This is a genomic window from Pseudomonas sp. MYb193 (assembly GCF_002966775.1).
Taxonomy (GTDB): domain Bacteria; phylum Pseudomonadota; class Gammaproteobacteria; order Pseudomonadales; family Pseudomonadaceae; genus Aquipseudomonas; species Aquipseudomonas paracarnis.
Genome location: NZ_CP023269.1, coordinates 3,400,716 through 3,414,772, shown reverse-complemented (window position 1 = coordinate 3,414,772; position 14,057 = coordinate 3,400,716). Strand labels below are relative to the sequence as shown.

The window sequence follows — 14,057 nt, the reverse complement described above, 5'->3', positions numbered from 1 at the left end:
GGCGACTACCGCCAGCATATCGCGCTGCACGTCGCTCAGCGGTGACTGGCTGGCCGCTGCGGCAATCATCTGACCATTGAGGAACTCTGCAAGCCACTGCCAGCGGCTGTTGCCATGATTGTCGACCTGGCTCCAGTAGTCGGCCAGATCGTGTTGCATGTACAAGTAAAGGGACGCGGGAAATTCGTCAAGAATCTGGGCGACCACCTGCATGTCGAGCGGCTGGCCATCCCCGGTCTTGAGCACGGCGGGGGGCTGTGTCGTGAGGAAGTACGGGCGCTCGCGGACGGTATGCAGGTCAAGTGGCTGTGGGTTCAGTACATGGGCGATAGCCACCTCCATGAGTGCGGGGTAGGTGTATTCACCATTGGCCTGAGGGCTGGCCAGTTTGACCGCGAGCAAGTCGAGGTTCAGCGACGGATATCGCTCCAGCATACGGCTGCGCAATGCTTTGAAGACGACGGAATACAGCGCCGGCCGCGTAGCGAAGCGCTCATGCACTGCCAGGGCGGGTAGTTGGCGAAAGGCTGAGTTTGACGAGGGAGTATTGGGTTCGGTCATGATGACATGCGTTTCCTGTGTAAAACCGGTTGTGCTGAGCTGCCGGTTCAGCGGACCGAGAATCGGTCCGACACAGGAAATCGCATTGAGTCATCGTAGGTGCGGTAAACGGTTACCGCAGCCAGTAGCAGCGTTACCTCAGTTGTCGTAGCCCAGATTCGGCGCCAGCCAACGCTCCGTCACGCTCAGGTCCTGGCCTTTGCGTGCCGTGTAGCTGGTGACCTGATCCTTGTCGACCTTGCCCACGGCGAAGTACTGCGCCTGGGGGTGGGCAAAGTACCAGCCACTGACCGCTGCCGCCGGGAACATCGCGTAGTGCTCGGTGAGAAACACGCCGCTGCGGCCGGCGTGCATTTCGTGGGCTTGGGGGTCGAGCAGTTGGAACAGTTGGGCTTTTTCGGTGTGATCCGGGCACGCCGGGTAGCCGGGGGCAGGGCGGATGCCGCTGTACTGCTCCTTGATCAGCGCTTCGTTGTCCAACTGCTCGTCCTTGGCGTAACCCCAGTAGTCTTTGCGCACTTGCTGGTGCAGCCATTCGGCGCAGGCTTCGGCCAGGCGGTCGGCCAGGGCCTTGACCATGATCGAGTTGTAGTCATCGCCCGCGTCCTGGTAAGCCTTGGCCACTTCCTCGGCACCGATGCCGGCGGTGGTGATGAACCCGCCGATGTAATCGGTCACGCCGCTGTCCTTGGGGGCGACGAAGTCGGCCAGGGAGAAGTTCGGTTTGCCGTCGGTCTTGATGATCTGCTGGCGCAGGTGGTGCAGCCTGGCAATAGGCTGGCCGTCGTCGCCGTAGACTTCCAGGTCGTCATCCTGCACCTGGTTGGTCGGCCAGAAACCGAACACCGCCCGGGCGCTGATGAGTTTCTCGTCGATCAACTTCTTGAGCATTTCCCGGGCATCGGCATACAGCGCGGTGGCCGCTTCGCCGACCACTTCATCGGTGAGGATGCGTGGGAATTTGCCGGCCAGGTCCCAGGAGATGAAGAACGGCGTCCAGTCGATGTACTCGGCCAGCACGTTGAGGTCGATATTGTCCAGCACCCTGGCGCCGGTAAAGGTTGGCACCACCGGGGTGTAGCTGCTCCAGTCGAACTGAGGCTTCTTGGCGACGGCTGCCGGGTAGCTCAGGCGCTCGGTGCGTGCGCTGCGGTTGGAGGTGCGCTCACGCACGTCGATGTATTCCAGGCGGGTTTTCTCGACGAAACCGGCCTTCAGTTCCTTGGACAGCAACTGCGTAGCCACGCCCACGGCGCGGGAGGCGTCGGTGACGTAGATCACCGCGTCGTTGCTGTACTTGGGCTCGATCTTCACCGCCGTGTGCGCCTTGGACGTGGTGGCGCCACCGATCATCAGCGGCAGGTGGAAATCCTGGCGCTGCATCTCGCGGGCCACATGCACCATTTCATCCAGGGACGGCGTGATCAGGCCGGACAGGCCAATGATGTCGCATTTCTGCTCCTTGGCCACCTGCAAGATCTTCTCCGCGGGCACCATCACGCCCAGGTCGACGATGTCATAGCCGTTGCAACCCAGCACCACGCCGACAATGTTCTTGCCGATGTCATGCACGTCGCCCTTGACCGTGGCCATCAGGATCTTGCCCTTGGCTTCGGGCTTGTCGCCTTTTTCCAGCTCGATGAACGGGATCAAGTGCGCCACCGCCTGTTTCATCACCCGGGCGGATTTCACCACCTGGGGCAGGAACATCTTGCCGGCGCCAAACAGGTCACCAACGATGTTCATGCCCGACATCAGCGGGCCTTCGATCACTTCGATCGGGCGTGCGAACGACAGGCGCGACTCTTCGGTGTCTTCGACGATGTGCGTGGTGATGCCCTTGACCAGCGCATGTTCCAGGCGCTTGTTGACCTCCCAGCCGCGCCACTCTTCGGTCTCGGCTTCCTTGACGCTGCCGTCGCCCTTGTACTTGTCGGCAATGGCGAGCAGGGCGTCGGTGCCTTCGGGTGTGCGGTTGAGTACCACGTCTTCGACGGCGTCACGCAGCTCGGCGGGGATCTGGTCGTAGATCTCCAACTGGCCGGCGTTGACGATACCCATGGTCAGGCCCGCACGGATCGCATGCAGCAGGAACACCGAGTGGATCGCTTCGCGCACCGGGTTGTTGCCGCGGAACGAGAACGACACGTTGGACACGCCACCGGAGGTCAGCGCGTAGGGCAGTTCGTCACGGATATAGGCACAGGCGTTGATGAAATCGACTGCATAGTTGTTGTGCTCTTCGATACCGGTGGCGACCGCGAAGATGTTCGGGTCGAAGATGATGTCTTCCGGCGGGAAGCCGACTTCATTGACCAGGATGTCGTAGGAGCGTTTGCAGATCTCTTTCTTGCGCGCTTCGGTGTCGGCCTGGCCGGCTTCGTCGAACGCCATCACCACCACGGCCGCACCGTAGCGCTTGCACAGCTTGGCGTGATGAATGAACTGCTCCACGCCTTCCTTCATGCTGATGGAGTTGACGATGCCCTTGCCCTGAATGCACTTGAGGCCTGCTTCGATCACCTCCCACTTGGAGGAGTCGATCATGATCGGTACGCGGGAGATGTCTGGCTCGCCGGCGATCAGATTGAGGAAGGTCACCATGGCCTTCTTCGAATCCAACATGCCTTCGTCCATGTTGATGTCGATCACCTGGGCGCCGGCTTCCACCTGCTGCAGGGCGACTTCGAGGGCTTCGGTGTAGTTGTCTTCGCGGATCAGGCGGGCGAACTTGGCCGAGCCTGTGATGTTGGTACGTTCGCCGACGTTGACGAACAGCGAACTGCGGTCGATGGTGAACGGCTCCAGGCCCGACAGGCGGCAGGCCTTGGGAATGTCCGGGATCGGGCGCGGCGCATACCCGGCCACGGCCTTGGCGATGGCCTCGATATGCCCAGGCGTGGTGCCGCAGCAACCGCCGACGATGTTCAGGAAGCCGCTTTGGGCGAATTCTTCGATGACCTTGGCGGTTTCTGACGGCAGTTCGTCGTACTCGCCGAATTCGTTGGGCAGGCCAGCGTTGGGATGCGCCGACACATGGGTGTTGGCCTTGTTCGACAACTCCTCCAGGTAGGGGCGCAGTTCGCTGGCGCCGAGGGCGCAGTTCAAACCGACCGAGATCGGCTTGGCGTGCGCCACGGAGTTCCAGAACGCTTCGGTGGTCTGGCCCGACAGGGTACGGCCGGACGCGTCGGTGATGGTGCCGGAGATCATGATCGGCAGTTCCACGCCCAGTTCCTCGAACACCCCTTGCACGGCGAAAATCGCGGCCTTGGCGTTGAGGGTGTCGAAGATGGTTTCGATCAGGATCAGGTCGGCGCCGCCTTCGATCAGGCCCTTGGTGGCTTCGGTGTAGTTTTCCACCAGCTCATCGAAGGTCACGTTGCGGTAGCCGGGGTTGTTCACGTCCGGCGACAGCGAGCAGGTGCGGCTGGTCGGGCCCAGCACGCCGGCGACGAAGCGCGGTTTGGCCGGGTTCTCGTGGGTTTTGGCGTCGGCCACCTTGCGCGCCAGGCGAGCGCCTTCCACGTTCAGTTCATAGGCCAGTTCTTCCATGCCGTAGTCGGCCATGGAGATACGCGTGGCGTTGAAGGTGTTGGTTTCAAGGATGTCGGCGCCAGCGTCCAGGTACGCCTTCTCGATGCCGCCAATCACGTCGGGACGGGTCAGCACCAGCAGGTCGTTGTTGCCCTTGACGTCGCTTGGCCAATCGGCGAAGCGTTTGCCACGGTAGTCCTGCTCCTCGAGCTTATAGCTCTGGATCATCGTGCCCATGCCACCGTCCAGGATCAGGATACGTTCCTTGAGGGCTTGGTGAAGGGCTTGCAGGCGAGCGCTACGATCGGGCATGGGACTACTCTGGTCAGGCATTACGGAGGGCGTGAATCATAGCAAACCTGTGCCGATTTGGAGCATGTCCGGGTTGTGCATGAATATCGCTCATGTTGCTGGCGGTCATGGCCCGGTAGAATCACCGCCATTTCACAGACCGCACGCCTTGAATCGGGACCCGATACATGTCACTTCGTTTGATCGTCAGCGCCGTCCTGGCCTTGATAGCCAGTACTGCGCAGGCAGAGGGTCCCGCTTCGGCGATTTCCTATACCCGCGATATCCAGCCGATCTTCACCGAGAAATGCGTGGCCTGCCACGCCTGCTACGACTCCGCCTGCCAGCTCAACCTTGGCAGCGCCGAGGGCGCCGCGCGCGGGGCAAGCAAAATGCCGGTGTATGACGGCGAGCGCAGCCAGGCCACGCCAACTACGCGGTTGTTTTATGACGCATTCGGTAAGCAGGCGTGGCAGCAGAAGGGCTTCTATTCGGTGCTGGACGCCCAGGGCAGCCAGGCTGCGCTGATGGCGCGCATGCTGGAGCTGGGGCACAACGCGCCGCTGGCGCCCAATGCCAAGCTGCCCGACAACATTGTGCTGGGGCTCAACCGCGAAAATATGTGCGCAACGCCCGGCGAATTCAATGCCTATGCTGGCGCTCACCCCAAGGAAGGCATGCCGTTGGCGGTCACCGGCCTGACCGATCAGCAGTACCAGACTTTGCAACGCTGGCTGGCCTCCGGCGCGCCGATTGACGAGCAGGGCCTGGCGCCGAGCGCCAGGGAAGCGTTGCAAGTGCAACAGTGGGAAAACCTGTTCAACCAGCCGGGCGCCCGGGAAAGCCTGGTGGCGCGCTGGCTGTTCGAGCATTTGTTCCTGGCGCATATCTATTTCGAGAACGGCGAGCCGGGGCATTACTTCCAGTGGGTGCGTTCGCGTACGCCCAGTGGCCAGCCGATTGACCTGATCGCCACCCGTCGCCCCAACGACGACCCGGGCACCCAGGTGTACTACCGCCTGTGGCCGGTGCAGGGCGTGATCGTGCATAAAACCCACATCACTTACCCCTTCAGCGCGGCGAAGATGGCGCGGATCAAGGCATTGTTTTACGCCGGCGACTGGCAAGTCACGGCCTTGCCAGGCTACGGCCCCGGCAGCCGCGCCAACCCGTTCGCGACATTCGAGGCGATCCCGGCCAAAGCGCGTTACCAATTCATGCTCGATAACGCTGAGTACTTCGTGCGTACCTTCATTCGCGGGCCGGTGTGCCGTGGGCAGATCGCTACGGACGTGATCCGCGATAACTTCTGGACGCTGTTCCAGGACCCCGACCACGATCTGTACATCACCGATGCGCGTTATCGCGGCCAGGCCACGCCGTTGCTGGCCATGCCTGGGCAGAATGACGACGTGGGCAGTGTGCTGAGCCTGTGGCTCGCCTATCGCGACAAGCGCAACCAGTACGAAGCCTTGCGCCGTGACAACTATGCAGACCTGCCGGCGCCGAGCTGGTCGACATTGTGGGCGGGCAATGACAATGCCTTGTTGAGCATTTTCCGCCATTTCGACAGCGCCTCGGTGACCAAGGGCCTGATTGGCGAGGTTCCGCAGACGATGTGGCTGTTCGACTACCCACTGCTGGAACGCACCTATTACCAGTTGGCGGTGAATTTCGATGTGTTTGGCAACGTCTCGCACCAGGCCCAGACCCGCCTGTATTTCGACCTGATCCGCAACGGCGCCGAGCAGAACTTCCTGCGCCTGATGCCCGCCGACACCCGCGAAGACTTCATGGACGACTGGTACCAGAACAGCGGCAAGCTCAAGCTGTGGCTGGACTACGAAGCGATTGACGATGACAAGGCCAGTGGTTTGCACCTGAGCGAGAAAGACCCCAAGCGTGACTTCGCCAACCAGTTGCTGACCCGCTACGGCCATTTGAACGCCAGCCCCGACCCGATCAACCGCTGCAGCGGCGCGTTCTGCTCCCGCGACGGCATCGACCCGGCCTTGCAGGATGCCGAACAAGCGCTGAGCCGCCTGACCTCGCGGCCGGCCGCGGGGCTCAAGGTGATCGAGCAATTGCCCGAAGCCACGATGCTGCGCATCGAAACTGCCAGCGGCAAGCGCGAGGTCTACAGCCTGCTGCGCAACCGTGCCCACAGTAACGTGGCGTTCCTGCTGGGTGAGGCGTATCGCTATCAGCCGGGCCTGGACACTGTGACCATTTACCCTGGCGTGCTCAGCAGCTACCCGAACTTCATGTTCAATATCCCGGCCCGGCAAGTGCCTGAGTTTGTCGCGCAGATGGAACAGGCCAGGGACGCCAAGAGCTTCGAGAAAATCGTCGACCGCTGGGGTGTGCGGCGCAGCCATCCGTTGTTCTGGCAGTATTTCCACGACTTGTCGCAGTACATCCGCGAAACCACGCCGGTGGAAGAGGGTGTATTGGACATGAACCGCTATGAGAACCTATAACGAAGTGCATTGATCCGGTCATTTCTCCATGTGGGGCTGAAGCAGTCGGATATTTACCTACAGATTGGAAAGGGGTAGGCCGATGCTGATTTCAGTGCAGTTGTTGCGCGCGTTGGCTGCATGGGTGGTGGTGGGTCACCATGTCATGCAGCTGTTTTTCAACTTCGAGGCCCACAACGCCTTCGAGGACCTGTTGGTCGAAAAGGGCGGCGCCGGGGTGGACGTATTCTTCGTCATCAGTGGCTTGGTGATTTTCCTCGCGAGCGCCGATAAAGCGCTCACGCCCTGGCGCTTCATGCTGATGCGCGTGGCCAGGATTGCTCCGGCGTACTGGTTCTATACCGTGCTTTTGGCTGTGCTGGTCACGGTCATGCCCTGGATGTTCCCAGACGTTCAGCTAGAACTGGGTCATGCGCTCCTGTCGATGCTCTTTATTCCCGCGCAAAACCCGGCGGGCTACGGCGTGTATCCACTGCTGGATGTGGGCTGGACGCTGAATTTCGAGATGCTGTTCTACTGCCTGTTTGCTGTTGCGCTGCTGGTGCGTGAAGCCTATAGGCTGTGGGTGGTGGCGGTACTGCTGTATCTGCTGTGCTACGTCATTGGCCCCGCCTTTGACTTGGCCGATGGGTTTTACCGTAATGACATTGCTCTGGAATTTCTCATGGGCATGGCAATCGGCATACTTTACCGCCGCGGTCTGTGCCGAGCCAGGCCTTGGCTGGCGTTGCTGGGTGTCGTCGCGGCATTGGCAGCGATTTACCACGGCGCGGATGTACCCCGAGTATTGGAATGGGGAGTGCCCAGCGCCGTGTTAGTGATCAGTTGCGTGGCGCTGGAGCCTTACTTCCATGGTTCGCGCTTGATAAAACTGCTGGGGGACTGCTCCTACTCGGTCTATCTGCTACACGTACTGGTGCTGTGTGCTGGGCGCTGGGCCATCGAGCACAGGGCAATAGACCCCTATGCAATGATACCGGTGTGCATCGCCGTCATTGCGCTGGGCGCCTTGGCCAGTTACCAAGTGTTGGAGAAGGCTACGCATCGCAGGCTCAAACATTGGTTTGGCATTGATGATGCGTTACCCACAAGGCAAAAGCATTAGGATTGCCGTTTGGCGGCTCAAGGCGTCATGTACTTCCAGTAGGCTTTCCCATAGTCCATCAGCAACTCGGTCCCGGCAGGGATGTCCCGCCAAGCGACTATAAACACCATGTATTTGCCTACATACAAGGCACCGACATTTTCGATGCCGACGTCGGGCAGGTTGGGCACCTTGACCGCATTGATCAGGCTCAGCGTATTGCTGTTACCGTGGCCGCTGATAGTCGCGCCATGAGTGTGGGTTTGGAATAAGTACGTGCCGACGGCCGCTTCACCTTTTTCCAGTATCTCGGTATTGAGCGAGGCTTGATTCAAGTGCACCTTGCCGGTGTACGGCCCAATCACATCAAAACGTTTTATATCGGTTCGGGCCACCACCGACAGGCCACGCTCCGGGCCCTCGGCCAGTTTCCTGACCTCCAGCAGTCGATCGAGTCTGCGATGATGGTTGCCTTCTTTAGAGATCCAGTCGCGGATACTCTTGGTTGCAGCCTCTTTGACTTCTACGTGTTGCAGGCCGGTGAACTCGTCGAAAAACTGGTTGGCGTCGGTGATCTCTATGTTTTGCAACGGACCTTCAAGTTCAAGGGTCAAGCTGCGCCTGACGTCGTTGGGGTCTTGCAGAATTGGCGCATTATTGTTGATTTTATGATCAAAAGACGCGGTGATTGAAGTGGATCGGCGCCGCGTGGTTGCGGTGTCGTCCTCCAGGCGCGGACGTTTTGAGCTGCTTGCGGTGGGCGGCGCAGGCCGCTTCCTGGCCACAGGCTCGTCCAGCGGGCTTCTTTGTCCGAACAGCCACCTTTCTCTACCGGCGCGGGTCATGCTGCCATTGTCATTGACGTAGTTGCTCCAGATAACCGGATTGAGGTTGTTCTGCTCGACAAATGCGTGCATGGACACCCTTGAATTGGGGGCGTTGTAGTGCTTGTTCCACTCTTGCAGGTGTTCGGGCTTCAGGTCGTCGAATTGTTCACCCCTGGCGTATTTGGCCAGTACCTTGCCTGCCGCTCTATAGGTGCCATCAAGGTTTACATGCTCGGCAAGGGCCACCGGGTCCAGGTTATGGTCGGCGGCGAAGCCCTCAAGGGTGAGGCTGTTGCGCTCGCGCTGGGACGCCTTGCTCCAGTGCTCCATATGCTCGTAAGTGACGCTGGTGCGGGCGGTTCCCGCGCGGTCTAGCATCTTTAGCCCCCGAGGTGTCAGGGTGTTGCGGCTGTTGACGAACTGCCGAAAGGCGCTGGGGTCCAGGTTGTAAGTGCTGACGAAGTTGTCCATGGTTTTTTTCAGGGCGTCTTCACTGGCTTCGGTCCATTTCAACAGCACTGAGGGCGTTACAACGCTTGGCGCATCCGGCGCGCCGCCCGTGAGCTTGATCGGGCCTGAATACCAATGACCGGGTTCCACCGACGACAGCGTGATCGACAAATCCCGGTTGGTCCTCGGATTGACCAGCACGATAGAAAAGCTGTTGTCGGCGCCTGTCGCGGCCTCCTGAATGAACCCATAGGAGTTGTCGCGGATCTGGTACACCGCGATTTTGCCCTTGTCATCGACATTACAGATGAACTTCTGGTTGTAGTCCGCCCGGGAGAAGATACCGCGCGCGTCGGGCTTGAGGCCTCTGATCAACTCCGGGTCAACCGCGTACTGACGGATCAACGGGCTGCCGTTGCTGATGACCGTGATCGGTTCTCTAAAGCGCGGTCCGAAGGCTTGGTTGGAGGCGGTATCGATCAAGCGATAATCCGGCGCGTCGAGGCTGCCGACGTTACGCATCGGGACATTGGCGAAGCCGTCCACGGTAAACAGTTGATCGCCCGCCTGCAGCGGCTTCCAGCTGTCAGGGTCGACCGAGCGCATATGCCTTGCGGCGATCGTCCCATCGCGCAGCTGGGCGATACCCCGTTTTGCCTGGCGCATCAGTTTGTGGCTCAGCTTGAGCAAACCAAAGCGCGCGAGCCTGAGCAGGCTTGGGAGGGCGGCCAGGGGGTTGAGTTCCTGGAGTGTAGCGATCACCAGTTTTCCGGTCAGTTTCGCCAGTTTGGGCAATGCCAGGCGCAGCCCGGTTTTACCTGCCTGGATGAGCAAGCGAGTCGAGCCAGCCACATACCGGCCCACCGGCAGCGCGAAAGCCACGATGTCGATGAACAGGCTGGCGACACCGGATTTGATGCGCTGGGGATCGCCGGAAGCGATGTCGTCGATGCCGCCCCAGAACGGCACAAATATCTTGCCCCAGAACGCCAAGTCTTCGAGTACCTCAGCGGGGATGTCCACTTCCCGCGTGTCTTTACGGGTTTTTTCCAGCAGGGCCTGTTCGTCGCAGAAAAACAGCTCGCGGGCAATCATGCTCGCCAGGGTTTCACTGCGCGGCGCATACAGCGTGTTGGGCGCGAACGATTGGATACGCGGCCCTGCGTCGATGGCAGGCAGTGTCTCGCCGACTTGTTCAACGATCAACTCGGCTTTTTTGCCTGGTCTGGGCGCTTTGTTCTCGCGGTAGGCCTCGCGATCAAATGGCACGTCGGTGGCCAATCGGTATTTGCACCAGCTCATGGCGTCGCGTAGCTCTACCACTTTGCCGTTCAGCGGTAGGCTTTGCAGGTCTTTACGTCGACGCAGCAGACCGGCGAAGGGGAATACCTCGATGTAAATGGCATGGAAGGGCGAGCGGGGCTTGACGATGCGTAGGATAAAACCTGTCCGGTAACGAATGGCATCGGTCTTGGCTTTGGTTTCATATTCGATGGGCACCTTGTTCAGGGCTTCTCTTAATGAATACACGGTGATCTCGTCCTGATCCACATTCAGAGTCGCGCTGCCCAGGTGGGCAAGCAATGATTGGATTAAGGTCTTATAGGCGTTTCTCGGCACCTGGAGGGCTTCGTGAAAGGCTTTGTCGTACTCCGTGTCCGAGGCAAAGCGCCAACGGCTGGGCAGTTTGAGTTTGAGGTTCTGAACCGCGTTGAACATCTCGGATTCATGCTGCTCCAGTGCAGTGACGGCCTGGGTGAGCTCGTCGCGGGAGGGGCCCGACGATCGGTTGGCGATCAGGCCGTTGGCCTGCGCCCATTGCACGGTGGGGCCCAATTTGGCCGCTGCGACCAGTGCCTGTTGTTTGATGTCATCGCCACTGGCGCGAAAGTGTTCCGCCGCCAGGTTGAGCAATTGTTCGAAACTCATGTGGCGCGATGAGCCAGGTGCAATCGTTTCGGCCAGCAGAAAGCCGCTTCTGAAATTGACCCAGGTACTGGTGGCAGCGTAGGGCAGGTCATCGGGAATATCGGCCACCCACACTTCACTGGCGACATTGGCCTTGATCACGCACACGGCCAATAGCGCTGCGTCAGTGCTGATCGACAAGTCGTGGTGATAGCGGCTGATCAGGTTTTGGCGGATCGCCTTATAAGATGCCCCCGGCGAGATGAATAACTTCAATTCGTTATCCACCGGCGAATCGGGGTTGGGGATGATCGTCAGCCACAGCGCGCGCCACAGTAATTTCACCCGTACCGGGTCTGGGCAGATTTCGTCCTTTTGGCTGCCATACCAGTCCAAGGCCTTGGCGATCCGTTCGCCCAGCGCCAGGTTATCGGGGCTATTGAGCAATTGCTCAAGCAGCACGGTGGGGGTGGTGGTGAGCATGTCCTGCTGTGAGGCGGTAAATGTTTCGGGCAATACATGACGGAACAGCGATTGACGTGTTTGTGTTTCGATCTGGCGGATAACCTCTTTGATTTTCTGGTCGGCAGGCGCATCCAGCAAGTGCTGCAAATCGCTGAGGTCGCCTTCGTGTCCGAGTTTTCTCAGGGTGTGGTGTTCCTGCAAGCCAGCGAGAACCGCTTTCCACTGTTCGCGGGTTTTGGGCTGTGACGGGATGATCGAGTAATACTTGAGCACCAGGTCAAACCGCACCGAGCCATCACTTTTAAGGCCGTTACCCACACGCCGGTTGATATCCAGCAACACGTCGGCGTCGATGTACCAATAGGTGGGTATATGGCGCAGGATCACTGAATGGTCGGCGATGCTGAACGTCTCGGCAGGGTCGGGTATCGGTGCGCGCACGCTGCTGAGCATGGTGGAGAGCAGGTCGTAAAGAAAGTCCCGGCCGAGAATGGAAGCATCTGGTTCGGGCTTTTCCCGCAGGAACTGCTGAAAGTCTTCATCGGCTTCCAGCTTTGCCAAGACACGAAAGGCTTCCTTGCATTCGCGATGCAGTTCGCTGTTGTGCGGCGGGGAGTAGTACACCTCGGCGGCGGATGCCGTCAGCGAGCTTTGTGCCGTCACGAAATCAATCAGATGGTCCAGATGCGCTTGCTGTTCCGGCAAACCCTTGAAATAGAAACTCTGCAACGCGTTATTCATTCAATCCTCACAATCCGTAGTCGAAGAGGATTCACTCTATTGAGCCGGGTTTTGCCGGGGGGGCTATATAGGTAGGCACAGGTTTTTGCAGAAATGGCCAGGTGTCACGATGCGTCAGGTCAACAGAGACAAGTCTTTCCCGACAAAAATACTAGGACTTTGTACCTGCGTAATAATTTGGCGTAAACTGCGGGCAAGCCTGTGAGGAGTTTCCATGACTGCCATAACCATTACCGACGCCGCCCACGATTACCTGGCTGACCTGCTGTCCAAGCAGAACACCCCGGGTATCGGCATCCGCGTCTTTATCACCCAGCCCGGCACCCAGTACGCAGAGACCTGCATCGCGTATTGCAAGCCCGGCGAAGAAAAGCCTGAAGACACCGCCCTGGGGCTCAAAAGCTTCACCGCGTATATCGACGCCTTCAGCGAAGCCTTCCTTGACGACGCAGTGGTCGACTACGCCACCGACCGTATGGGCGGCCAGTTGACCATCAAGGCCCCCAACGCCAAGGTGCCGAACGTCAACGCCGACAGCCCGGTCAATGAGCGCATCAACTACTACCTGCAAACCGAGATCAACCCGGGGCTGGCCAGTCATGGCGGCCAGGTAAGCCTGATCGACGTGGTGGATGACGGTATCGCCGTGTTGAAGTTCGGCGGTGGTTGCCAGGGCTGCGGCCAGGCGGACGTGACCTTGCGCGAAGGTATCGAGCGCACCCTGCTCGAACGCATCCCGGAGCTCAAGGGTGTACGTGATGTGACCGACCACACGCAGAAAGAAAACGCCTACTACTGAGTAAGGTGTTCACTGCGAACATAAAAAACGGCGCCCCGTGAGCGCCGTTTTTCATTATTTAAATTCAGTGAGTTGCAAGATATATCTGATCAAGCAGATCAAGTGTGGGAGCTGGCAAGCCAGCTCCCACATTATTGTTGTTCGCATTGCTTCAGGGGCGGTAGAGGTGCGCATGCCCTGCGCGGTACAGCGACGACTCGCTGAAACTGTCGCTGGCCAGCACTCGGCCTACCACAATCAGCGCCGTACGCCGGAACCCCTTGGTCGCCACTTTGGCGGCAATGTCTGACAGGGTGCCAGCCACCCAATTCTGATCCGGCCAAGTCGCACGGTGTACCACGGCAATCGGGCAGTCGGCGCCATAATGCGGCAGCAGTTCGGCGACGATCTTCTCCAAGTGATTGACCCCGAGGTGAATCGCCATGGTCGTACCGTGACGAGCCAGGCTGTCGAAGTCTTCACCAGTCGGCATGCTGGTTTTATCCGCATAGCGGGTCAGTATCACGCTCTGGGCGATGTCCGGCAGGGTCAGTTCGGTCTCCAGCAAGGCCGCGCACGCCGCGACCGCCGTGACCCCTGGAATGATCTGGAAAGGGATGCCCAGCTCACGCAAATGGCGTATTTGTTCACCAATCGCCCCATACAGGCTGGGATCGCCGGAGTGCACCCGCGCCACATCCTGGCCTTTGGTATGGGCCGTCTTGATCAACTCGATGATCTGTTCCAGGTGCAGCTCGGCACTGTTGACCACCTGGAGCGCCTGATGACCTTCCAGTACGGCGGCGGGCACCAGCGAGCCGGCGTAGATGATCACCGGGCAACTGCGGATCAGCCGCTGGCCTTTGACGGTGATCAATTCCGGGTCGCCGGGGCCGGCGCCGATAAAGTAGACGGTCATGGAGAAGTCCTGTTCA

General features: G+C 59.6%; 7 protein-coding genes. 4 read left to right on the top strand and 3 right to left on the bottom strand.

What is annotated here, in order from left to right:
* The first annotated feature begins 114 nt into the window (after positions 1-114).
* Positions 115-516 (top strand): hypothetical protein, encoded by a 402-nt coding sequence (locus tag CLM72_RS29305; RefSeq protein WP_236485858.1) that lies wholly within the window; start codon positions 115-117, stop codon positions 514-516.
* 183 nt (positions 517-699) lie between these two features.
* Here the strand turns inward: CLM72_RS29305 and metH are convergent, their stop codons facing one another.
* Positions 700-4,410: a methionine synthase gene (gene metH, locus CLM72_RS15460; RefSeq protein WP_105227046.1), complete on the bottom strand. Its 3,711-nt coding sequence runs from the start codon at positions 4,408-4,410 to the stop codon at positions 700-702.
* Positions 4,411-4,577: 167 nt separating this feature from the next.
* On the opposite strand from metH, the gene CLM72_RS15455 reads away from it, so the two are divergent.
* Positions 4,578-6,869, top strand: a complete 2,292-nt coding sequence (locus CLM72_RS15455) for a fatty acid cis/trans isomerase (RefSeq protein ID WP_105227045.1) — start codon at positions 4,578-4,580, stop codon at positions 6,867-6,869.
* Between the two features lie 82 nt (positions 6,870-6,951).
* Entirely contained in the window at positions 6,952-7,974 is a 1,023-nt protein-coding gene (locus tag CLM72_RS15450; protein ID WP_105227044.1) for an acyltransferase, read from the top strand.
* A gap of 17 nt (positions 7,975-7,991) precedes the next feature.
* Here CLM72_RS15450 and CLM72_RS15445 read toward each other — a convergent pair whose 3' ends face one another.
* Positions 7,992-12,344 carry an SET domain-containing protein gene (locus CLM72_RS15445; RefSeq protein WP_105227043.1) on the bottom strand — a complete coding sequence of 1,451 codons (4,353 nt, stop codon included), beginning with the start codon at positions 12,342-12,344 and terminating at the stop codon, positions 7,992-7,994.
* A gap of 214 nt (positions 12,345-12,558) precedes the next feature.
* On the opposite strand from CLM72_RS15445, the gene nfuA reads away from it, so the two are divergent.
* Positions 12,559-13,143, top strand: a complete 585-nt coding sequence (nfuA, locus tag CLM72_RS15440) for a Fe-S biogenesis protein NfuA (RefSeq protein ID WP_003190728.1) — start codon at positions 12,559-12,561, stop codon at positions 13,141-13,143.
* Positions 13,144-13,294: 151 nt separating this feature from the next.
* Here nfuA and cobM read toward each other — a convergent pair whose 3' ends face one another.
* Positions 13,295-14,041, bottom strand: coding sequence for a precorrin-4 C(11)-methyltransferase (gene cobM, locus CLM72_RS15435; RefSeq protein WP_105227042.1), 747 nt, complete (start codon positions 14,039-14,041; stop codon positions 13,295-13,297).
* Positions 14,042-14,057 lie beyond the last annotated feature (16 nt).